The 21,898-nt window shown below is 71.6% G+C and carries 20 protein-coding genes; 7 read left to right on the forward strand and 13 right to left on the reverse strand.

What is annotated here, in order from left to right; genetic code table 11:
- Positions 1 to 71 precede the first annotated feature (71 nt).
- The gene (locus IEY56_RS00220; RefSeq protein ID WP_189034974.1) at positions 72 to 1,112 is read left to right on the forward strand and encodes an NAD-dependent epimerase/dehydratase family protein; all 1,041 of its coding nucleotides are present in this window, start codon (positions 72 to 74) and stop codon (positions 1,110 to 1,112) included.
- A gap of 64 nt (positions 1,113 to 1,176) precedes the next feature.
- Here IEY56_RS00220 and IEY56_RS28190 read toward each other — a convergent pair whose 3' ends face one another.
- Both IEY56_RS28190 and IEY56_RS00230 read right to left on the reverse strand, forming a co-directional pair.
- A complete protein-coding gene (locus IEY56_RS28190) occupies positions 1,177 to 2,424 on the reverse strand; it encodes a sensor histidine kinase (protein WP_373292016.1) in 1,248 nt (415 codons plus the stop codon).
- A 43-nt stretch (positions 2,425 to 2,467) separates the two neighbouring features.
- Complete coding sequence (locus tag IEY56_RS00230) at positions 2,468 to 3,232, reverse strand: response regulator transcription factor (RefSeq protein WP_189034975.1); 765 nt, start codon at positions 3,230 to 3,232, stop codon at positions 2,468 to 2,470.
- Positions 3,233 to 3,357: 125 nt separating this feature from the next.
- Between IEY56_RS00230 and IEY56_RS00235 the strand changes: the two genes are divergently transcribed.
- From IEY56_RS00235 to IEY56_RS00245, 3 genes are read left to right on the forward strand one after another with little or no spacing between them, the layout of a single operon-like run.
- Complete coding sequence (locus IEY56_RS00235) at positions 3,358 to 4,023, forward strand: glycosyltransferase family 2 protein (RefSeq protein WP_189034976.1); 666 nt, start codon at positions 3,358 to 3,360, stop codon at positions 4,021 to 4,023.
- Between the two features lie 50 nt (positions 4,024 to 4,073).
- On the forward strand, positions 4,074 to 4,766 hold the full coding sequence (locus IEY56_RS00240; RefSeq protein ID WP_373292017.1) for a TIGR04282 family arsenosugar biosynthesis glycosyltransferase: 693 nt from the start codon (positions 4,074 to 4,076) through the stop codon (positions 4,764 to 4,766).
- A complete protein-coding gene (locus IEY56_RS00245) occupies positions 4,763 to 5,503 on the forward strand; it encodes a methyltransferase domain-containing protein (protein WP_189034978.1) in 741 nt (246 codons plus the stop codon). Before IEY56_RS00240 ends, IEY56_RS00245 begins: the two co-directional genes overlap by 4 nt.
- Positions 5,504 to 5,560: 57 nt before the next feature.
- Here the strand turns inward: IEY56_RS00245 and IEY56_RS00250 are convergent, their stop codons facing one another.
- Positions 5,561 to 6,877: a hypothetical protein gene (locus IEY56_RS00250; protein WP_189035339.1), complete on the reverse strand. Its 1,317-nt coding sequence runs from the start codon at positions 6,875 to 6,877 to the stop codon at positions 5,561 to 5,563.
- Positions 6,878 to 7,141: 264 nt separating this feature from the next.
- The gene (locus IEY56_RS00255) at positions 7,142 to 8,566 is read right to left on the reverse strand and encodes a lipase maturation factor family protein (protein WP_189034979.1); all 1,425 of its coding nucleotides are present in this window, start codon (positions 8,564 to 8,566) and stop codon (positions 7,142 to 7,144) included.
- Between the two features lie 115 nt (positions 8,567 to 8,681).
- On the opposite strand from IEY56_RS00255, the gene IEY56_RS00260 reads away from it, so the two are divergent.
- Positions 8,682 to 9,692 carry an acetylxylan esterase gene (locus IEY56_RS00260; RefSeq protein ID WP_189034980.1) on the forward strand — a complete coding sequence of 337 codons (1,011 nt, stop codon included), beginning with the start codon at positions 8,682 to 8,684 and terminating at the stop codon, positions 9,690 to 9,692.
- A gap of 20 nt (positions 9,693 to 9,712) precedes the next feature.
- On the opposite strand, the gene IEY56_RS00265 is transcribed toward IEY56_RS00260, so the two are convergent.
- From IEY56_RS00265 to xylB, 6 genes are all read right to left on the reverse strand, one after another.
- Complete coding sequence (locus IEY56_RS00265) at positions 9,713 to 9,934, reverse strand: hypothetical protein (protein WP_189034981.1); 222 nt, start codon at positions 9,932 to 9,934, stop codon at positions 9,713 to 9,715.
- Positions 9,935 to 10,080: 146 nt separating this feature from the next.
- A complete protein-coding gene (locus IEY56_RS00270) occupies positions 10,081 to 11,565 on the reverse strand; it encodes an acyl-CoA synthetase (RefSeq protein ID WP_189034982.1) in 1,485 nt (494 codons plus the stop codon).
- Positions 11,566 to 11,662: 97 nt separating this feature from the next.
- Complete coding sequence (locus tag IEY56_RS00275) at positions 11,663 to 12,427, reverse strand: bestrophin-like domain (protein WP_189034983.1); 765 nt, start codon at positions 12,425 to 12,427, stop codon at positions 11,663 to 11,665.
- Between the two features lie 100 nt (positions 12,428 to 12,527).
- Complete coding sequence (locus IEY56_RS00280) at positions 12,528 to 12,707, reverse strand: hypothetical protein (RefSeq protein ID WP_189034984.1); 180 nt, start codon at positions 12,705 to 12,707, stop codon at positions 12,528 to 12,530.
- A 728-nt stretch (positions 12,708 to 13,435) separates the two neighbouring features.
- Positions 13,436 to 14,635 (reverse strand): ROK family transcriptional regulator, encoded by a 1,200-nt coding sequence (locus IEY56_RS00285; protein WP_189034985.1) that lies wholly within the window; start codon positions 14,633 to 14,635, stop codon positions 13,436 to 13,438.
- Between the two features lie 47 nt (positions 14,636 to 14,682).
- Positions 14,683 to 16,110: a xylulokinase gene (gene xylB / locus IEY56_RS00290; RefSeq protein WP_189034986.1), complete on the reverse strand. Its 1,428-nt coding sequence runs from the start codon at positions 16,108 to 16,110 to the stop codon at positions 14,683 to 14,685.
- A gap of 134 nt (positions 16,111 to 16,244) precedes the next feature.
- Here xylB and xylA point away from each other — a divergent pair, with 134 nt between their 5' ends.
- Complete coding sequence (gene xylA, locus IEY56_RS00295; protein ID WP_189034987.1) at positions 16,245 to 17,411, forward strand: xylose isomerase; 1,167 nt, start codon at positions 16,245 to 16,247, stop codon at positions 17,409 to 17,411.
- Between the two features lie 47 nt (positions 17,412 to 17,458).
- Here the strand turns inward: xylA and IEY56_RS00300 are convergent, their stop codons facing one another.
- A complete protein-coding gene (locus tag IEY56_RS00300; protein WP_189034988.1) occupies positions 17,459 to 18,496 on the reverse strand; it encodes a sigma-70 family RNA polymerase sigma factor in 1,038 nt (345 codons plus the stop codon).
- A gap of 445 nt (positions 18,497 to 18,941) precedes the next feature.
- The gene (locus tag IEY56_RS00305) at positions 18,942 to 19,202 is read right to left on the reverse strand and encodes an SGM_3592 family protein (RefSeq protein ID WP_189034989.1); all 261 of its coding nucleotides are present in this window, start codon (positions 19,200 to 19,202) and stop codon (positions 18,942 to 18,944) included.
- Between the two features lie 416 nt (positions 19,203 to 19,618).
- Here IEY56_RS00305 and IEY56_RS00310 point away from each other — a divergent pair, with 416 nt between their 5' ends.
- Positions 19,619 to 21,106 carry an amino acid permease gene (locus IEY56_RS00310; RefSeq protein ID WP_189034990.1) on the forward strand — a complete coding sequence of 496 codons (1,488 nt, stop codon included), beginning with the start codon at positions 19,619 to 19,621 and terminating at the stop codon, positions 21,104 to 21,106.
- A gap of 166 nt (positions 21,107 to 21,272) precedes the next feature.
- On the opposite strand, the gene IEY56_RS00315 is transcribed toward IEY56_RS00310, so the two are convergent.
- Positions 21,273 to 21,713: an ATP-binding protein gene (locus IEY56_RS00315; RefSeq protein WP_229711422.1), complete on the reverse strand. Its 441-nt coding sequence runs from the start codon at positions 21,711 to 21,713 to the stop codon at positions 21,273 to 21,275.
- Between the last annotated feature and the right edge of the window lie 185 nt (positions 21,714 to 21,898).

Genomic DNA, 21,898 nt, shown 5'->3' on the forward strand with positions numbered 1-21,898 from the left:
AGACCTTACGGAACGCTGACACACGGGGCGGAACGGGCGGACGCACCGAGGTGCGACCGTAGCGTTGCCTCATGCGCGTATTGGTCACAGGTGGAGCGGGGTTCATCGGTTCGCACGTCGTGTGCGCACTGGAGGCGGCGGGGCACGAGGCGGTGGTGCTCGACACGGCACCGGCAGGTCAGGGCCTTGTCGGAGATGTGCGGGACAGGCACGCGGTGCGCCGGGCTCTGGAGGGCGTCGACGTGGTCTGCCACCAGGCCGCCATGGTCGGCTTGGGCAAGGGCTTCAGCGACGCGGCCGAGTACGTCAGCCGCAACGACTTCGGCACGGCTGTGCTCCTCGAGGAGATGGCCGAGGCCGGAGTGCTGGGGCTCGTGCTGGCCGGCTCGATGGTGGTGTACGGGGAGGGGCGTTACAGCTGCCCGCTCCACGGTCCGGTGCGTCCTGGGCCGCGAGCCGTACAGGATCTGGACAGCGGCCGGTTCGAGCCGCCGTGTCCACACTGCGGTGCGGCGCTCGAGCCCGGCCTCGTCGGTGAGGAGGCACCCGTCGACCCGCGGAACGTCTACGCGACGACCAAGCTGGCGCAGGAGCACCTCGCGGCCGCATGGGCGCGCGCGACGGAGGGCCGGGTGCTGAGCCTGAGGTACCACAACGTCTACGGCGACGGCATGCCCCGGGACACGCCTTACGCGGGTGTGGCCTCCTTCTTCCGGTCGGCCCTGGAGCGTGGCGAGGCGCCGCGCGTGTTCGAGGACGGTGCGCAGCGGCGTGACTTCGTCCACGTCGACGACGTCGCCGCGGCCAACCTCCGGGCGCTGGAGGCCCTGAGCGAGCGGCCGGCGGGGCAGCTGCACGCGTACAACACGGGGAGCGGCACGCCGCACACCGTCGGGGAGATGGCTCACACGCTGGCTGCGGCGTTCGGGGGGCCCGAGCCGGTGGTGACGGGCGAGTACCGCCTGGGGGACGTCCGCCACATCACCGCTTCCTCCGAACGGTTCCTTCACGACCTCGGCTGGCGTGCTCGGGTGGGTTTCACGGAGGGGATGACGCGGTTCGCCCGCGCGGAGCTCGCCCCCTCTGCGGCGGTACCGGCCCTCGCTCGCTGAGCGCCCCGCGGTCGCCTGGGCCGGAGGACGTCACTACCCCGGGCGGACGGCGTACTACAGCGGTTCATTGCGCTGCGGGGAGGATGACCTCGAAGCAGCAGCCTCCCGGCACGTTGCGCACCGCAGCCCGTCCCCGGTGTGCTTCGACGATGCCGCGCACGATCGCCAGACCCAGCCCCGCCCCTTCGGTGGGCGTGCGGGCGTCGGTCCCGCGCCAGCCGGTGTCGAAGACCCGGGGGAGGTCCCCTGCCGGTATGCCGCCGCACTGATCGGTGACCGACAGCACGACGGTGCGGGCTTCCCTCCGTGCGGCGACAGCCACTGTGCCGTCAGCGGGGGTGCGGTGGATGGCGTTGACGAGGAGGTTGGCGAGGACCCGCGTCATCTCCCGGCCGTCCACTTCGACCGGGGCCTGTTCGACGCCTTCCTCGGCCAGGCGCACCCCGCGTTCCACCGCGAGCGCGTCGGCTCCGGCGATGGCGTCGCACACGAGGTCGTAGACCGATACGCGGGTGGGGGAGAGCGTGAGAGAACCGGCCTGGATGCGCGAGAGTTCGAACAGGTCGCCGACCATCCCCGTCATGCGTTCCACCTCCCCACGGATCTGACGGTGGTAGCGGGCGGGGTCCTCCGCTATGCCGTCCTCGAGGGCTTCCGCCATGGCCCGCAGGCCCGCGAGCGGCGAACGCAGGTCGTGCGAGATCCAGGCGACCAGTTCGCGTCGTGAGGCCTCCAGGGCTCGTTCGCGTTTCCGGGACGCCGCGAGCCTCGCGCTGGTGTCTTCCAACTGCCTTGCGAGAGCCGTGAGTTCGGCTGGCATGGGGGTGGCGGGCGGCACGAAACCCCCGTCGCGGGGCCGTGGAAACACGCTCGTGCGGCCCCCGCCGCGAGTGCGGCCGCTCTCGGCACCGGGGCGGGCGGGAGCCTCCATCGTGCCGGACACATCCGCCCGCTCCAGGCGACCGCCCTCGCCCGTGCTCCCGTCCACGCGCAGGGCCCCGCTCCCGTTCCCGACGCTTTCGGCGTCGCCGAAGCCGTCTTCTCCCAGCGCGCGCGCCGCCTGTTCAAGGGCCCGGTGACCGCTGATCACCCAGCGGCCGAGGAGCAGCGCCGTCACCGTCGCCGTCACGGCGGCGACGGCGCAGACCGTCGTCACCACTCCGAGGTCGTGCTTGTTGAGCAGCATCGCCCACGCCACGGACAGCGTGCCCGCCAGCATCGAGCCCACCGCCACGGCGGTCAGCACGGCAAGCGAGACGGCGACCGACCTGCGGCGCAGTGCCCGGAGCGCCACCAGGCCGGCGAGGCCCACGGCCGCCGCGCCGAGAGCCGCGTGCAGTGCTATGAGCAGAAGGTCACGCACCTGCGCCTCCGCGGTCCGTTCCGGGTGCCTGGTCTTCCGCTGCCCCTGCCGCGCCAGGGGCGTCGAAGCGGTAACCGACGCCCCACACCGTGGTGATCAGACGCGGATGTGCAGGGTCGGCTTCGACCTTGTGCCGCAGCCGCCGCACGTGCACCGTCACCGTCGACAGATCGCCGAAGTCCCAGCCCCATACCTGCGTCATCAACTCCTCGCGGCTGAACGCCCGTCCCGGATTCCGCAGGAAGTGCGCCAGAAGGTCGAACTCGCGCAGTGTCAGTGCGAGAGGGCCGCGTGCGTCGGAGACCGTACGGGCGGCGGGGTCGAGCGTGATGCCGCCTCCGCCCAGCAGCGGCCCCTGGACGGGCTGCGCGGCCGCGCGGCGCAGCACCGACTCGACGCGCAGTACCAGTTCGCGGGGGCTGAAGGGCTTGGTGACGTAGTCGTCGGCGCCTACCTCGAGGCCGAGGATGCGGTCCTCCTCGTCGCCACGAGCGGTCAGCATCACCACGGGGACCGGGCGTTCCTCGCGGAGCTTCCGGCACACTTTCAGACCGTCCAGGCCGGGCAGCATCAGGTCCAGCACGACGAGGTCGGGCGGAGCGGTGTGTGCGCGGTCGAGGGCCGCGAGCCCGTCGGCGGCGCGGTCGACCGTGAAGCCGGATCTGTCGAGGTATCCGGCCACCACCTCCGTCACGGTCGGGTCGTCGTCGACGACCAGTACCCGGCGGCGGGGCGGCGGCATGGGCTTCGTTCGCATGCCGGCGAGTCTGGCACCGGCGGCGGCTCCTGGGGATGTGCGGAACCCGCTCGGGGCGCTGACGTCAGCCTTCCGTAAGGTGCGTCGGTCCCTTATGTCCGTTCTGGGTTCGTAGGGTGAGGCAGATGACCAACTCCCAGCCATGGCAGGGCGACCTCGTCCTCCCCTGCCTCAACGAGGCCGAGGCGCTGCCCTGGGTTCTGAAGCGGATTCCGGCGGGATGGCGGGCTGTCGTCGTCGACAACGGCTCGACGGACGGGTCCGCCACGATCGCCCGCGAGCACGGGGCGCACGTCGTGCACGAGACGCGCCGCGGCTTCGGAGCCGCCTGCCACGCCGGACTGCTCGCCACTCAAGCCGAGTTCATCGCCTTCTGTGACTGCGACGCCACCCTGGACCCCGGTGCGCTGCCACGTGTCTCCGCACCCGTCCGGGCGGGCGAGGCGGATCTCGTACTGGCGCGCCGGCGGCCTGTACAGCGCGATGCCTGGCCGATGCACGCGCGTGTCGGCAACCGGGTCCTGTCACGGATGGTGCGACGGCGCACCGGAGTGCGCCTGAACGACCTCGGGCCGATGCGTGTGGCACGGCGCGAGGCGCTGCTGGACCTCGAACTGAGCGACAGGCGCAGCGGCTACCCCCTGCAGATGGTGGTGCGCGCTGCCGATTCCGGCTGGCGTATCACCGAGACCGAGATCGACTATCTGCCGCGGGCGGGGAAGTCGAAGGTGACCGGGACCTGGAGGGGCACCTGGCACGCGGTCCGGGACATGCGGGCGGTGCTGCGATGACCGGAGTGCCCCGCGCAGCAAGGAACGCCGCCGTGCCCTCGCCGGACGGCATGGCTCAGGAACTGCCCCTGACGGCCGGAGCCCCCTCGCAGCTGCGCGCCTCCCCGCCCTCCCGGACGACGGTCCTCGTCATCGCGAAGGAACCCGTACCCGGCCGCGTCAAGACACGGCTGACCCCGCCGTACAGCCCGACGGAAGCAGCCCGGCTGGCGGAGGCCGCGCTCCACGACACGCTGTGCACGGTTGCCCGCACACCCGCGGGCAGGCGCGTGCTGGTACTGGAGGGACGTCCCGGACCGTGGCTTCCCGCTGGATTCGAGGTCGTCCCGCAGGGCCGGGGAGGCCTCGACGAGAGAATCGCCTCCGCTTTCGAGCAATGCGACGGTCCCGCTCTGCTGATCGGCATGGACACCCCGCAGGTCACGCCGGGACTGCTGGCGCAGTCGACCGGTCCGCACGCGTGGGATGAATGCGATGCGTGCTTCGGACCTGCCGCGGACGGCGGTTTCTGGGCGCTCGGATTCCGCCGTCCCCGGCCCGACCTGGTCCGCGGAGTGCCCATGTCCACCTCCCGTACAGGTGAAATGCAGCGGCACCGCCTCGCCGAGGCGGGGTTGACTGTGCGGGAATTGCCCGTGCTGCGCGACGTGGACACCGCCGCCGACGCGGAGCAGATCGCGGCGCACTGTGACGGAAGCTTCGCCGCAGTGCACGCCGGCCTCAGCCGGGCGGTGGCCCCGTGAGCGCACCGGCACTTCCCTGGTGTGCGGACGCCGACCCGTACGCCGAGGCACTGCGCGCGGGCCGCGGCCCCCTGTTCCTCCGCCGCGCGGACGGATGGCTCCTGCCGCTGGAGGTGGAGCGGTGGTGCCGGGGCGCCGACTCCGGTGACATGAGCGTCCTGCGGCTGTGCGCGGGCGCCGTGCTCGACATCGGCTGCGGGCCGGGGCGCCTGGTGGCGGCGCTGTCCCGCATGGGGCTGCCCGTCCTCGGTGTCGACACGTCCCCGGCCGCCGTCAGCCGCACGAGACGGATGGGCGGCGCGGCGCTGAAGCGGTCCGTGTTCGCACCGCTGCCCGGGGAGGGCCGGTGGCAGTGCGCACTTCTGCTCGACGGCAACATCGGCATCGGCGGCGACCCCGTGGCGTTGCTGGACCGGGTCCGCGAACTCCTCGCACCACAGGGACGGTTGTACGTCGAAGCGGCATCTGTCGAGGTGGAGGAGCGGATAGAGGTCCGGCTCGACGACGGCACCGGAGGCTACGGTTCCGCGTTCCCCTGGGCCCGTCTGGGACGCAGCGCGCTGCGGGACGCGGCCGTCGGAGCCGGATGGAGCGTCGTACGTGAATGGCACTACCAGGAGCGCCCGTTCCTCTGCCTGCGGCCTCTCGCCATGAAGCGCACAGGGCTGGGAGAGCAGCCCGGAGGCAGGCGGATCATCGCCTCATCGGGACGAGCGGGTCTTCCCGCCGACAGCTGAAAGGCGTCCGGGCCGCGGCTCCGACTGCCGCCGGAGCGCTGCGCCGGCGTCCCGCGGTCACCATCCGGTGACGAGCAGATGGTTGACCGTCAGGGCCAGGCCCGCCTGCGCTCCCAGCCACCACCGCGTCGAAGGCGACGGCAGCAGCGCGGTCGCGGGCAGCAGCCACAGCGTGAACGGCAGCCAGATGCGTTCCGTCTCGCCCTTGCTCATCCCCGACAGGTCCGCGGCCAGCAGGCAGCACACTCCCGCTGCCGTCAGCAGCTTCAGTGCGCCCAGTCGCCGCTCCGGCCCGGCCCCCGCGTCCGGCACGCACGCCCGTCGCAGCGCAGCCACCACCGCGGGGCCGACGACCGCCACCTGGGCAGAGAGATTGCCCCACACGAAGTAGCTGTACGGGCGGACGCGTGCGGCGCCCTGGTAGTAGCGCTCGACGAGAGTGAAGTACCCCTCGAACCACCAGAATCCGGCAGCGGTGAAGGCGGCGAACCAGGGGGCCATCCCCAGCAGGACGACGGGCACCGGTCGCACTGTGCGCGCCGCGGCGAGCACACCCAGGGCGACGGCCGCCATGAGCACGAGGCCGTACGACAGGTAGCACAGAAGACCGAACAGCAGGCCGGAGCAGAGCGCAGCAGTTCGCGGGACTCGTGTCCTCCGTGTCGCCGACAGCGCGAGCAGAGCCACTGCCCAGGCGCTGACCGCGGTGAAGTACCCGTCGGCGGACACCCCCATCCACACCGCTGCGGGCGCGAGTACCACGAAGGGTGCGCACCGGCGGGCGGCGTCCTCCGTGACCAGCGCGCGGACAGTCACCAGTACCGCCGCAGCCGCGGAGGCACCCACCGTGATGGCGAAGGCCGCTGCCCACCCTCCGCCGTTCAGCCCCAGCCGGTCGAGGCCGACGAAGGTCAGCAGCGCGGCGGGGGGATGGCCGGCGACGTGGGGAGGCCAGTTGTCGGGTGCGTCCATGAGGATGCGGCCGGTGAACTCGCGCAGCGTGGCTCCGACGTCCCGCACCTCGTCGACCGACTGAAGGTATTCGTACTTGGCGGCGAGCCGATGGGCGACGCCCCTGTGCCATCCGTCGACGAGAGCGAGCGACCAGCTCCACGCCATCGCTCCCGCCCAGCAGACGACGGGAAGAGCGCGCCAGGGCAGCGTCCGGGCGAGTGACGGACCGTAGGCGACGGCCAGCACGGCGAAGCTGAGGGCGGCGAAAGTGCCCGGCCCCCAGTGCGGAAGCCAGTACGCGGACATCGGGGGCCAGCGCAGCCGGAGCGTCCCCGCGCTGTCCGGATAGGAGCGGCCCACGAGAGCGGCGGCGGTGAACAGCAGCACGGCCGCGGCAACTGCACACAAGTCGAACGGCACCCCGCGGGAGGCCGGGCGGCGGCTGCCATCCGGGGCTGCGGTGCGACGGCCGTCGCACCGTGTGTCCCGCGGAGTCTGCGCACCGCCGGCGGGATCGGAGGCACCGCGTGCGATGCCGGTCTTCCTGTCAGCGGAGGGAGAGGGAGTGGTCACCGTCCCACCGTAGGGCGCTGACCAGCGCACTTCGCGTCTCAGGCGGCAGGCGTAAGGCACATGTCATATCCGGCACGTGACGCCATGCCAGACGCTCCGCCGGCAGCGCGTTCAGTCCGGCTCAGGGGCCGGTAGGGCGGCCACCGGCGGAAGGTACTCGCGGACCAGCGTGCGGTGCCACCAGTCACCGGTCTCCCGCCGCTCCTGCCACGTCGTGAACCGGTAGCGGTACAGAAGCGCCCGTACGTGCCGCGGCGGCGACTGCGGAAAGGGGTTGCGGCGCAGCAGGCGCAGCGTGTCCCGGTCGCCTTCGAGCAGGCGGGCGACGAAGGGTTCGAACCATCCGAGCGCGTAGCCCGGCGAGAGGGCGGCGAACCACATCTGCCAGTCCAGTCGCAGATGGTAGGGCGCGAATTGGCGCGGCATGCGGCTCACGTCTCCCGGCTTGCCCTTGAACTCGTACTCCCACCAGCGGGTGTCCTCCGTCAGCCGCTCCTCGTCGGTGCCTTCGATCACGATCTCGTGCCGCAGCCTGGTGACGCTGCCGAACGCCCCGTAGGTGTTGGCCAGGTGGAGAGTGTTGAAGGAGGCGTTCATCTGCTGGCGGCGGCTGACCATGTTGCGCACGGGCCAGTAACTGAGCACCACCATCACCGCGGTGACGGCGCAGACCAGCACCGTGAACCACACAGGCGTCTCTCCGTACGAAGGTGGAGCCGCCAGGGGGGAGCTGTCCACGGCCGAGACGGCGAGGACGATCGTCAGCCAGTTCAGCCACGAGAAGTTCCCCGACAGCACCAGCCACAGCTGCGTGACGACGACGGCGGCCGCGGCGAACGTGGCAACGGGTTGCGGCAGCAGCAGCCCGAAGGGCACGACGAGTTGCGCCACGTGGTTCGCCGCCACCTCGACGCGGTGCAGTGGCTTCGGCAGCCGGTGGAAGAACCAGCTGAGCGGCCCCGGCATGGGCTGCGTCTCGTGGTGGTAGTCGAGGCACGTCAGCTCCCGCCAGCACCTGTCGCCGCGCCACTTGATGAGACCGGCCCCGAACTCGACGCGGAAGAGCAGCCAGCGCAGCAGCCACAGCACCAGTACGGGCGGCGCGGTTTCCGCGTTGCCCAGGAAGATCGCCAGGAAGCCCGTCTCCAGCAGCAGCGACTCCCAGCCGAAGCCGTACCAGAGCTGCCCGACGTTGACGATCGACAGGTACAGCAGCCACAGCGCCGCCCACATCAGCATCGACAGCCACAGTGGTACGGCGTCGGCGGCCCCCGCCGCGACCGCCGCGGCGAGCGCCGCCCCTGCCCAGGAACAGGCCGCGAACAACCGGTCCGAGTAGCGCCAGTGGAACACGCTGGGCGAGGCGCGGAACGGCACGCGCCGCACGAACACGGGTACGGGCGTGAGCCCCCGCGAACCGATGAGCGCGCGGAACTGCAGTGCGGCGGAGACGAACGCGACCAGATAGATCCCCGCCAGCGCACGCTGCAGTACGAGCCGGCTCAGCCAGTATTCGGATGCCGCAAACCAGTCCATGGTGCACGGATACCACCAGCGGGCGTTCTCACGGGCGGCCAAGTGCGGCGAGCCGCCGGTGCGCGGCCCCATGCGATGCTGTGGCCTGCAGTCGCGTACGTGTGAGGGGAATGCCGTGCCGTTGACCGACATGCCGCTGGAGGCGCTCCGCGCGTACCGGCCCTCAGTCCCGGAGCCGGAGGACTTCGACGACTTCTGGACGGGCACTCTCGCAGCAGCGCGCGAGGCCGCCGCGGCGGCTGCTCCCGCGGAGTTCCGTCGCCTGACGGAGTCCCCGTTGCGCACGGTCGAGGTCTACGACGTGCGGTTTCCCGGCTGGGGCGGTCAACCGGTCGCGGCCTGGCTGCTGCTGCCGGCAGGCGCCGACCGCCCGCTGCCCGCCGTCGTCAGCTACATCGGCTACAGCGGCGGCAGGGGACTGCACACCGACCATCTGCTGTGGAGCGCGGCAGGCTACGCCCACTTGGTGGTCGACAGCCGCGGCCAAGGACACGACACTCCTGACCCGGATCCGGTGCCGGGCCCCCAGTACGTTGCCGGGTTCATGACGCGCGGCATCGACGGTCCCGAGCACCACTACTACCGCCGTCTGATCACCGACGCCGTACGGGCTGTCGACGCGCTGCGGGGACACCCGGCCGTCGACCCCGCCCGTATCTCCGTCACGGGCCACAGCCAGGGCGGGGGACTGGCGCTCGCGGTGGCCGGACTGCTCGGCGCGGAGGTAGCCGCCTGCCTGCCGGACGTGCCGTTCATGTCGCACATCCGGCGCGGCGTCGAACTCGCGGCAGCGGGACCGTATCCGGAGGTCGCCCACTACTTGGGCGTGCACATGCGCATCGCCCCGGAGAGGGTCTTCACCACGCTCAACTACTTCGACGGGCTGCACTTCGCGAGGCGCGCCACTGCCCCCGCGCTGTTCAGCGTGGCGCTGATGGACCCCGTCTGCCCTCCGTCGACCGTGTTCGCCGCCTTCAACGCCTACGAGAGCGGCGACAAGGAGGTCGTCGTCTGGGAGTTCGGCGACCACGGGGGCGGCCGCGGTTCGCAGACGCCCGAAGCGCTGCGCTGGCTCCGCTCCCACGGCCTGGCGCCCGACCCCGTCGACGGTGCGCACAGCCGCTGAGGCGAGCAGCGCCCGCTGCGTCAGCGGCCCTGGCCTGCCTTGCCGCCCACCGTGTCGGAGGCGGCGCCCACCGCAACGCCGAGTACGACGAGGGCGCAGGCCGCGAATATCTCGTAGCCCTCGAGGAATCCGACGCGGGCGATGAGCCCCCAGCCGTCGAACCAGCCGGAGAAGTGGTGGACGACACCGCCCACTCCCTGCACGATCAGGACGAAACTGATGAAGCCAAGGATCTTGTTCATGACCGCAGGCTAGGAGCGGCCGCCGCCGGATCGCTGTCCGCCGAAGGCAGCCGCCGCCGCGACTTAAGTCGCCGTCTCAAGTCACCGTCTCAAATCACCGCCACGGGCAGGCGTCTTGGTGCGGTCCCGCCCGTCGGGGCCGCACCTCACTCCGTTCCGGTCTCGCCCGGCCCAGGCAGCACCAGGTCCCGCTTGAGGACCTTCCCCATGTCGTTGCGGGGCAAAGCCTTCAGGCAGTGCACCGTGCGCGGCCGCTTGTACGGGGCGAGCTGCGCGGACACGAACTCGGTCAGCTCTTCCGAGGACGGCGGCTGCGCCGGGTCGGTGGCCACGATCCACGCCACGACGTGCTCGCCGAGGTCCGGGTCGGGCGCGCCCGTCACCGCGACCTCGGCGACCTTCGGGTGCTCCAGCAGGACGTTCTCGATCTCCCCCGCCCCGATCTTGTAGCCGCCGCTCTTGATGAGGTCGGTGCCCTTGCGGCCCACCAGGCGCACGTTGCCCTCGTCGTCGAGCGTCGCCATGTCCCCGGTGCGGAACCAGCCGCCGTCGAACGCGTCGGCTGTGGCGTCCGGACGGTTGAGGTACTCGGTGAAGAGGTTCGGCCCTCGCACCTGCACCTCCCCGACGACTTCCGCGCCGGTCTCGCCGCCGGAGCCGACGCGCTGCCCCGACTCGTCCACGAGACGCAGATCGACGTCGGACAGCGGCACCCCCACCGTGCCCGGCCGGGGTTCGCCGCCGGCGCGAACGCTGGTGTTGATCAGCGTCTCGGACATGCCGTACCGCTCGATGACGTGACGTCCCGTCGCGGCGGCGATGCGTTCGTGGTCGGAGAGCGGCAGGGGAGCGGAGCCGGAGACCAGCAGCCTCGCTCCGGACAGCGCGGGCACCAGCCCCGGTTCGCTCTGCAGCGCCTCGGCGAGCCGGTGGTACATCGTCGGTACGCCGAAGAGCATCGTGCCGCCGGCCGAGAGGGCGGCAGCGACTCCTTCGGGTGAGAACCGGCCGAGGTGGTGCAGCCTCCCGCCGCGGCGCAGGGGGCCCAGGACTCCGAGGATCAGACCGTGCACGTGGAAGAGGGGCAGGCCGTGCACCAGTACGTCGTCCTCGGTCCACTCCCACGCGTCGGCAAGGGCGTCCAGGTTGCTGGCGACGGCGCGGCGGGAGAGGACGACTCCCTTCGGCGGCCCCGTCGTGCCGGAGGTGTACACGATCAGACCGGCCGACCCGGGATCCGGGTCGGGAGCCGACGCCCAGCGCGCGGAGGTGCCGTCCACGTGCGTGGCGACGTCCGCCCGGGGCAGCCCTCCCAGGGTCTCCGGCAGCGCGGTGTCCGCCGCGGCGAGCACCAGGGAAGGCGAACTGTCGGCGACGATGTGCGCGAGCTCCCGCTCCCCACTGCGGGGGTTGACCGGCACCGCGGGAACTCCCGCCAGCAACGCGGCAACGACCGCGACGCCCGTCTCCAGGGTCGGGGCGGCCCACACCAGGACCCGGTTCGCGTCGCCCAGGCGGACCGCCGTCTCCCCGGCCGCGGCGGCGAGTTGGCTGTAGCTGAGCGTGCGGTCGCCGAAACGCAGTGCCGTGCGGTCGGGCACAGAGTTCAGCGCGGGGAAGAGCGAGGACACCCGGCTCCCTCCTTCGTGATCCGGATCGGGAACCGTCAGCATCTCATCCGCCTGCGCCCCGGTGACCAGGCGTGCGCCGGGCGTCCCGGCGCGGCGGTCATCCGCCCGTGGAGTGCGGGAAGAGCGAGGTGAACGCGTCCATGGGATCCGTCAGGCCGCGCGAGAAGGGCGAGTCGAACTGCCAGACGAGGAAGAGCAGGAACGCGATGAGAGCGGTGAACAGTCCCGCCAGCAGCAGCTCCCTGGCGGACCGCTGGATCTGCAGGGCGAAGAGCATCCCGACCGACACCACCGCTCCCGCGAAGAGGCCCAGCCAGACCACCCCCGGCAGGGTCGGTTCGGCGCTCCCCTCCCGCTCCGTGCGGGCGGCGTCGACCGCGGCGACCTTCTCCGCCATCGCCGCGTAGGCCTGCTCCTCGCGTGTGCTGCGAGGCGCGAACTCGAGGACGTCCTCGCGGAGCTCTGCGAGCAACTGCTCCCCGCGCTGCGTCAGTTCGCCGTTCTCCTTCATGTGCGGCCATTCGGTCGCGACCGTGTGACGCACGTACGCGCGGACGTCCGACCTGATGCGGTCGCGCTCGGCAGGGGGAAGGACCTGCGCCCGCTCGTACACCTCGTGCAGGGCCTGGGCCTCGTCCCCGACCACCTCGTCGGCGACGTTGCGGGCCTCCCAGACGCCGGCGATCGCCAGCCCCAGCACGATCGCGTACACCACGCCGATCATCATCGTCATGTACTCGATCACGTCCGGTGTCTCGGACGGATCGGTCTCGGTGATGCGCCGCTGCCGCAGTACGACGACGCTCACCACGAGGGCGCAGGCCATGAGGATGCCGAGGAGCAGGACGAGCCAATCGGGCATGGATTTCTCCCGTGAGGTCGGATGCGGTGGTGTGCGGAAGCGCGCGGACGGCTGAACGGCCGCGGGGAGTACGACGGGTCGGCCCTTCGGCCGGGCAGGGTCAGCCGGAGAACGGGGACGAGCCGGACGTGCCCGTGCCGGACGACGACGTGCCGCGGCTGCTGCGGGAGCGCAGAGCGGCCGCCGCCAGAACGGCCGGGGCCACGATCAGCAGGGTGCGGGTGACCAGTGGCAGCTCGCCCCCGGAGTCCCGTTCGACGGGGGTGAGCCGGGCGGGCATCGGCCGCCGGGACGCGGCCGGTGCGGGCGGGGCCGGGGGCTTCGCTGCCGGCTCGCGGGCGGGAGGGGAGGACGGCGCCGGCGCAGGACGGGAGGGCGCCGCCGGCCGGTGCACGGCCGGGGACGGGGACGTCGAACTGCGGGAGGGTGTCGGCTCGGGCTCGGGCTCCGGCGGCGGGGGCTCGGCCGGCGGAGGAGGGGAGGGTTCGGGGGGCGGCGGGGGAGTGGGCCGCGGCGTTTCAGGAACGCACGGGCAACCGGCCTCCACCTGCACCCGTACGCCTCCGGCTACGACGACGAGCTCCGCGCCGGGGCAGCGTCCGTGCCGCGTCGTCAACTCGGCCGCCGCATCGCCTGCATGGACAGAGAGATGCGAACCACCCGGCGTGGCATGCCTGTTCACGCCCACCGGGGGGCGCGGCTCGTGCGTCTCCGGCGGACGGGCATCGCCGCCGGTGTGCGCCGAGGGTATGCCGGTGTCGTAGTGGGTTCCGGGCGGTCCGGGCGGGGACCAGGCCGCCGCGGGAGCGACACAGCCCAGGGCAAGGGCCGTACCGGACAGGGCTGTTGCCGCTGCGCCGTACCATCTCAGCAAGAGGTGCCGTCGGTTCACACGGTCGAGAATGTGCCGGGACGGTGATGCTCCGTGGTGGCATCCCGTCAGCTTTCCCCCGAAGTGCTGAATTCTCCGCTGTTGCCGGTTAGCGGACGGTGTGCCGCTCCGCGCGCTCAGCGTGCGGCGGCGTAGGGCAGCGGGTCGCTCAGCACCGTGCGCACCACCGAGTGCGCCGCCCCGAGCGACGGGCCGGCGCTTCCGATCGCGGAGACGGCCAGCTCCGGCACAGCGCCCGGCGCCGCGGTGCGCCGCCGCAGCTCGGCATCGAGAGAGGGCAGCAGCCACGGCGCCAGCCCGGCGAGCGTTCCGCCCAGCACCACTGCCCGCGGGTCGAGAAGGTTCACGGCCGCCGCGAGCGCGATGCCGAGCGCTCTGCCCGCCCGGCGCAGGGCGGCGAGCGCAGCGGTGTCGCCGCGCTCGGCCCGGGCCTGCAGCTCGGCGAGCGCCGCGCTGCGGCCGCCCGCGCCATGCGCCTCGACGCCCGCGGCGCCGAGCATCGCGGCCTCTCCCGCGTACTGCTCCAGGCAGCCCGATCCGCCGCAGGCGCAATCGGGGCCGTCCGGCTCCACGGGTACGTGGCCCAGCTCGCCGGCGAACCCCCGCCTGCCGCGCAGGAGCTGACCGTCCAGCACGACGGCCGCCCCGATGCCGACCTCGGCGGAGACGTGGACGAAGTCGGCCGGGGCGTCCTCCGGCTCCCGCTGCCACAGTTCGGCGAGCGCGCCGAAGTTGGCCTCGTTGTCGACGGTCAGCCGGAGGGGGCCGGGCAGGTGTTCGGCGATGTCGGTGTTGTGCCAGCCGAGGTTGGGGGCGTGCACGACGGTCGTGGAGGACCGGGTGACCAGACCCGGTACGGCCACCGCCAGTCCCGCGGGCCGCAGTCCGGCCGCGCCGGCGTCGTCCGTGACGCGTTCGGTGAGCGACCCGAGCCGCCGCAGCACGGCCGCCGGGCCCTCTCCGCGGTTCGGCGCCTCGTCCGTCCGGCGGGCACGTACCTGTCCGCGCAGGTCGACGGCGCACACGGTGAGATGGTCCACGCCGATCTCGGCTCCGAGACCGCACGGCCCGAGGTCGGTGAGGGCGAGGGCGTTGCCCGGCCTGCCGACGCCTCCGGAACGCCCGGGACCCAGCTCCACGAGGAACCCCGCACGCAGCAGCTCCTCGACGAGCGTGGAGACCGACGCCCTGGTCAGTCCGATCCGTGCGGCGACGGCGGCGCGCGAGACCTGGCCCGCCTCGGCGACCGCGTGCAGCACCCGGGACAGGTTGCGCCGCCGCATCTCCCGCTGCGAGCTGGGCGCGGGGATCGCCATCAAGGTCCCATCCTCCGGGGGTGTTTCGGGGAAAGCGAGGGCGCGGCTCAGGACCGCCGCAGCAGCGTATCCGCACCTGAGAGGGCGTCCGCGATCCGGGTCAGGGCGGCATCGTCGCGGGGCACGGCTTCGTAGGAGGGCCCTTCGGCGGTGCCCCAACGGCGCGCCACCGCGGCCGGATCCTCCTCCAGCAGCAGCCCCGCCGCCTGCGCCGCCGCACCGAGCGCCACCAGCTCCTCGGCGCGCGGCACCAGCACGGGCCTGCCGGACAGGCGACGCACCGTCTCGCGCCACGCCGTGCCCTTCGCGCCGCCGCCGATGAGCAGCAGCGGCGCGTCCGGTCGGCCGTCGTCCCCGAGTACCTGGTCGAGTGCGCGCAGCAGGGAGAAGACGGCGCCGTCGTAGGCGGCCTGCAGGACCTGACCGGCGGTCGTGCTGTGCCGGAGGCCGCTCAGCAGCCCTGAGGCGTAGGGCAAGTTGGGGGTGCGTTCACCGTCGAGGAACGGGAGGAGTGCGAGATCTCCGCCGCTCTCCACCGCCTCCCTGCCGAGAGAGAGCAGCGACGCGACGCGGTCCACGGCGAGCGTGCAGTTGAGGGTGCACGCCAGTGGCAGCCAGTCCCCGCGCGCGTCCGCGAAACCGGCGACGGTGCCCGTGGGGTCGGCGGGCCTGCGCTCGGAGACGGCGTAGACGGTGCCCGACGTGCCCAGGCTCAGCACCGGCAGGCCGGGCGTCAGGCCGAGCCCGAGAGCGGCGGCCATGTTGTCGCCCGTGCCGGCCGCGACGAGCGCGCCCGCGGGCAGGGGAAGTCCCGGCCGTACGGTGCCCGCGGCCTCACCCGGTTCGAGGACGCGCGGCAGCAACTCGGGCGGGAGCCCGATGAGTTCCAGCGTCTCCTCGTCGTAGGACCCGTCGGAGCCCGCCCACCATCCGGTACCGGAGACGTCGCCGCGGTCGGTGGTCCCGGCACCGGTGAGCCGTCCCGTCAGGTAGTCGTGCGGAAGCCGGACGGCAGCGGTCGCCGCCGCCGCGTCCGGTTCGTTCTCGCACAGCCACGCCCACTTGGTGACGGTGAAAGCGGGCCCGGGGACGCTCCCGATGCGGTCGGCCCACGCCCGCGGGCCGCCCAGCCGTTCGATGAGCCGGTCGCTCTGGGGCGCGGACCGTACGTCGTTCCACAGCAGGGCCGGGCGTACGGGCCGTCCGGCGGTGTCGAGGGTGACGAGTCCATGCTGCTGGCCGCCCACCGAGACGGCCGACACCTCCCGGACGGACGGGCCGCACTGTTCGAGGGCGCCCTCCAGAGCGCTCCACCACTCCTCCGGGTCGCTCTCGTGACCCGGGCCCGGGGTGACGGTGTGCGGGGCCTGGCCCCGTGCGACGACCTGGCCCGTGGCGGCGTCGACGACGAGTGCCTTGGCCGACTGCGTCGAGCTGTCCACGCCGACGACGAGCGGTCCCTCTGGTGCGGACATGAACCCCTCAGCTCCCTCTTCGACGTCTTCCCACAGTGCGTCCCTGGGCGCATACTAATTTGTCAATGGTCATGACGAATAGGGGTCGCGCCCCGCGCCGCCCCGCTCGGACACATGGGGAGAGAGACAGCGAGATGAAGTACCAGCCGACACCCGACGACAAGTTCAGCTTCGGCCTGTGGACCGTGGGCTGGCTGGGGCGCGACCCCTTCGGCGAGGCGACCCGCACCCCGCTCGACCCGGTGGAGGCCGTGGGCCGGCTGTCCGAACTCGGGGCCTACGGGATCACGTTCCACGACGACGACCTCATCCCCTTCGGCACCTCGCAGGCCGAACGCGAGGCCCACGTCAAGCGGTTCCGGCAGGCGCTGGAGTCCACCGGGATGACAGTCCCGATGGCGACGACGAACCTCTTCTCGCACCCCGTGTTCAAGGACGGCGCCTTCACGGCCAACGACCGCGACGTACGCCGCTACGCCCTCCGCAAGACGATGCGCAACATCGACCTCGCCGCTGAGCTGGGCGCACGGACCTACGTGGCCTGGGGCGGCCGTGAGGGCGCGGAATCGGGTGCGGCGAAGGACGTGCGTGCGGCGCTGGACCGCATGAAGGAAGCCTTCGACTTCCTCGCCCAGTATGTCACCGAGCAGGGATACGGCCTGCGCTTCGCCATCGAGCCGAAGCCGAACGAACCGCGCGGCGACATCCTGCTCCCGACGGTCGGACACGCCCTGGCGTTCATCGACCGCCTGGAGCGGCCCGAACTCTTCGGCGTCAACCCCGAGGTGGGCCACGAGCAGATGGCCGGCCTGAACTTCCCGCACGGCATCGCGCAGGCCATGTGGTCCGGCAAGCTCATCCACCTCGACCTCAACGGGCAGTCGGGCATCAAGTACGACCAGGACCTGCGCTTCGGGGCGGGCGACCTGCGGTCCGCCTTCTGGACGGTCGACCTGCTGGAGAGCGGAGGGTACGAAGGACCCCGGCACTTCGACTTCAAGCCCCCGCGTACCGAGGACTACGACGGCGTATGGGCGTCCGCCGCGGGCTGCATGCGCAACTACCTGATCCTCCGCGAACGGGCCGCCGCCTTCCGTGCCGACCCGGCCGTGCAGGAGGCGCTGCGCACCTCACGGCTCGACCAGCTCGCCCGGCCCACCCTGGGAGAGGGGGAGACGCCGGCACAACTGCTCGCGGACACCGCGGTCTTCGAGGAGTTCGACGTGGACGCAGCAGCCGAGCGGGGCATGGCCTTCGAGCGCCTGGACCAGCTCGCGATGGACCATCTCCTCGGCGTGTGAGACCCGGCCCCGTACTCCTTTCGCGAGGGCCTTCGCAGTGGCGCCGGTCAGCGCCGGTCCGCGTTCCGGGGCACGGACTCGGGGAGGCCGAACTTGCGGAAGAGGTCGTCGCCGAAGAAGGCGGTCACGCGCTCGACGCTGTCCCGGCCCAGGGTGAGCACGTGGAGCTGGAACGGGAGGTAGTCCCCGCCCTCGTGCCGGCTGTACAGCGCGAAGGCGGGCTGCCCGTTCGCCTCGGTGGGCAGCATCAGCCCTTCGCCGGGGCCTATAGGGCACTGTGCGCCGATCAGCCGCGCTATGGCGTCCCGGCCGCGGAACCACTCGGGGAACGGAGGCATCTCCCAGACGGCGTCCTCCTTGAACAGCTGCACGATCGCCGAGACGTCGCTGTTCTCGAAGGCCTTGGCATAGCGGTCCAGCAGCTCCCGCTGCGCCGGGTCGGTGGGTTCGGAGAGATCCTCCTCGGTGAGCTCGGCCTCCTGCAGCTGCGCCCGCGCGCGCTGCAGGGCGCTGTTGACGCTCGCCGTGGTGGTGTCCAGCAGCTCCGCGACCTCCGCCGCACGCCACTTGAGCACCTCCCGCAGCAGCAGTACGGCCCGCTGGCGGGGCGGAAGGTGCTGCAGCGCGGCGACGAGGGCGAGCCGCATGCTGGAGCGCGTGACGACGACCGCGGCCGGGTCGGACGGCTGCTCGCCCCGGAACATCGCGTCGGGCACCGGCTCCAGCCACGGCACGTCCGGGGCTTCGACGACCGGGCGCTCCGGGTCGTCGCTCGGCGCGCCGAGACCTGAGGGCAGCGGACGCCGGCCCCGGCTCTCGATGGCGGTCAGGCAGGCGTTCGTGGCGATCCGGTACAGCCAGGTGCGCAGGGAGGAACGCCCCTCGAAGCGGTCGGCGGCGCGCCAGGCCCGCAGGTAGGTGTCCTGGACCAGGTCCTCCGCGTCGTGCACCGAGCCCATCATCCGGTAGCAGTGCGCCAGCAGTTCCCGTCGATATGGCTGTGCCCGGTCGAGCAGGTCGTCGCGGCCCAGCGGGGCGTCGGGAGCAGGCGCAGTGAGGGAGTCGCTGCGGGTGCCGTCTGTCATCGTTTCGCCTTTCACCTTGTCCGACGCTGCCGAGAGCCTGCCAGGTGGAGCACGAGTTTGTCGCAAGAATGTGCGAATAAATTAGGGAGGCTCCGCGCATAGAGCTACCGATATGGACATTCTCCGCCCATATGGTGCCCGATCGGAATGGGGCCGGAGGTAAAGAAGCGCTAGGACCCGCCTTCGGATCTCCGCGGGTCCGCGACGACGGGCACGGCAGCTCTCCCTGCTTCGCGGAAGCCCTCACGGCGTTGGCCGGAGGCATCCGAGTGCGCCCGCTACGAGGCGGTCCTCCGCCCGGCGCTGCACCGCATGCGACGCCCCGGCTCGATCCATGGAGATGCGGACGGCAGGCCCGGGGTCCCGTTCCAGACACGCCGAGGAAGCGGCGGTGCGGCGCGGCCGGAGTGGGCCAGGGTGTCGCGCCGCCGGTGTGCGGCGGTCCTCAGTTGTTCTTGCCGCGGCGCCGCTTGCGCTCCCGGCGGCGGCTCTTGCTGAAGAACCAGCCCGCCGGGGGCTCGTCCGCGCGCCAGGGCTGCGGCTCCGGCGGCTGGTCCCGCCAGCGCTCCTGCAGCATCCTCGTCCTCGCGGCGGGCTCCTTCGACTCGGCGCCGCGTATGAACTCCTCGTCCAGTACGAGGTCCTCTTCCCAGTCGCCCTTTCCGGCGCCCTCGTCCGCGCTGCCGCCCCCCGGTCTGTCGTTCATCAAGCTGCCTCCGTCCGGTCTGCGGCCGGCCGGTCGGGCCCGCCGGGATCTCTTTGTGGAACGCCTTCCCCGTCGCCGGCGTTCCGCGCGCATCACGGCGGCGGCAGGGGGCAAGCGGGGCGAGTGGCCGGAAGCGGGTGCGGAGGAGGGGTGCGAAGAAGGGGTGGAGGGAAGGTGCGGGTGTCCGGGAAGGCCGACGGGTCTTATGCCTGCTTTCGTGGGCGACACCCGGGATGTCCGACCTCGCTGGGCAGGCGGTCGTTCACTGTCCGCTATGAGACTCAGGTCACCTTGACCGGCTGCTCGGTACGGGTTTCTAGTGGCCCATTGACTCTGACTGCGGAGTGAATTCTCGCAGAAGCCTTCGAATGAAGCGCCGAACGAGATTTCGCCCAGGGAACTGAAGGAACGTTGAGATGGGCGTGCGACCGTCGAATGTGACAGAGAGTGCTGAGCGTGAGCACTCAGGGCACCCGCCTTCCCCGGAAGGGCCCGCGGAGCAGGATTCCCTGAAGGCCGGACTGAAGAACCGGCACCTGTCGATGATCGCGATCGGCGGAGTCATCGGAGCCGGGCTCTTCGTCGGCTCGGGAGCGGGCATCGCCAAGGCCGGGCCCGGAATCCTCGTGTCCTATCTGCTGGCCGGGCTGCTGGTGGTGCTCGTCATGCGGATGCTCGGCGAGATGGCCGCGGCGAACCCCTCGTCGGGTTCCTTCTCCACCTACGCCGACCGCGCGCTCGGCCGGTGGGCGGGCTTCACCATCGGCTGGCTCTACTGGTTCTTCTGGGTCGTCGTCCTCGCCGTCGAGGCGACGGCGGCAGCCACCATCCTCACCGGGTGGCTCCCGTCCGTGCCCCAGTGGGCCTGGGCGCTGATCGTGATGGTGCTGCTGACCGCCACCAACCTCGCCTCGGTCGGCTCCTACGGCGAGTTCGAGTTCTGGTTCGCCGGGATCAAGGTCGTCGCGATCACCGCCTTCATCGTGATCGCGGGGCTCGCCGTCGTCGGGCTGCTGCCCGGCGCCGAGGCCACCGGCACCTCGAACCTGACGGACCACGGAGGATTCCTGCCGAACGGGCCGGGAGCCATCCTCTCCGGCATGCTGCTGGTGGTCTTCTCCTTCATGGGCAGCGAGATCGTCACCCTCGCCGCCGGCGAGTCCGCCCACCCGGAGAAGATGGTGCGCCGTGCCACGAACAGCGTCATCTGGCGCATCGGCAGCTTCTACCTGGGTTCGATCCTCCTCGTCGTCATGCTGCTCCCGTGGAACTCCAAGGCAGTGGTCGACGAGGGTCCGTACGTCGCCGCGCTGAACGAGATCGGCATCCCGCACGCGGGCACGATCATGGACGTGATCGTGGTGACCGCGGTCCTCTCCTGTCTCAACTCCGGTCTGTACACCGCCTCACGCATGGCGTTCTCGCTCGGAAGGCGCGGCGACGCGCCCAAGTCCTTCTCGCAGGTGGACAAACGGGGCGTGCCGGCGGTGGCCATCTGGTCCTCGGTGGCCTTCGGGTTCGTCGCGGTGATCTTCAACTACACGTCGCCGGACACCGTCTTCCAGTTCCTGCTCAACTCCTCAGGAGCCGTCGCGCTCTTCGTGTGGCTCGTCATCTGCCTCTCGCAGCTGCGGATGAGGCCGAAGATCGAACGGGAGACCCCGGAGCGGCACACGGTGCGCATGTGGTTGTACCCCTACCTGACGTACGCCACCATCGGGCTGATCCTCTTCGTCATCGGCTACATGTTCTACGACAAGGAGGGCCGGGAGCAGATGGTGATGTCCGTCGCCGTCGGCGCGGTCGTCCTGGCGATCGGCGTCTGGCTGCAGCGCAAGCACGGGAGCAGGGAGGAGACCGCGGAGAAGACCTCTGCGGAGGCGCACCCCGCGGCGAAGAGCTGAGCTCGCGGAGTGCCGGTCTACGGCCGGGGTGGCGGCGGTGCACCCCGGCCGGGCGCCGAGGCGCGTGACGGCTGTACCGGAGCGCGCGCAGCGGCGTGTCCAGCGACGGACGTCAGATGTGGTGGCCGAGAACGCGCTGCTTCCGGAACGGGGGGCGACCCGGTGCTCAGTAGTGCGTGGTGCAGCGCGAACAGGTCAGTTCCGCCCACACGGCGTGGCCCCGTGACGGTCCGCTGCACAGTGTGCCGGGGCGGATGCCCCAGTCGTCCGCGAGGACGCTGACGAGGAGCAGACCGCGTCCGCTCTCACCGTCGGCGTCCACCACCTTGTTCGCGCGCGGCTCCTTGGGGTGCGGTCCGCCGCCCTGGTCCGTGACTTCGAGGCACAGGCGCCGTCCCACCAGCCACAGTTCGCAGCTGACCTTCTGGCTCGCGGTGTGCCGCACGGCGTTCGTGAACAGCTCCGAGACCAGCAACTGCGCGTCGTCGCACGTCTCTTCGTCGACATGCCAATCGTGCAGGCGGTCGAGTACTCGTCTGCGCGCTTGAGCGACGGAGGTGTCCAGCGCGGGCAGACGGAACGCGTCGCGCAGTGGTCGAGCCGACACAGCGGGGGGCCGATCTTCTAAAGAGAGGGCGTCATGGGGGGAAGCCACAGCTCCACTATGGTCTGTGCGCTCACACCTGGCAAGGATCAGTATGCAAATTACAGAATCGTTCGAGCCAGGCTGTCGTCGCACGCGACGTCCGTGCCAAACTGCTTGCTCATGACAGGAGTTGGAGGCGAGCGATA

Source organism: Streptomyces daqingensis, assembly GCF_014645895.1.
GTDB classification, from domain to species: Bacteria; Actinomycetota; Actinomycetes; order Streptomycetales; family Streptomycetaceae; genus Streptomyces; species Streptomyces daqingensis.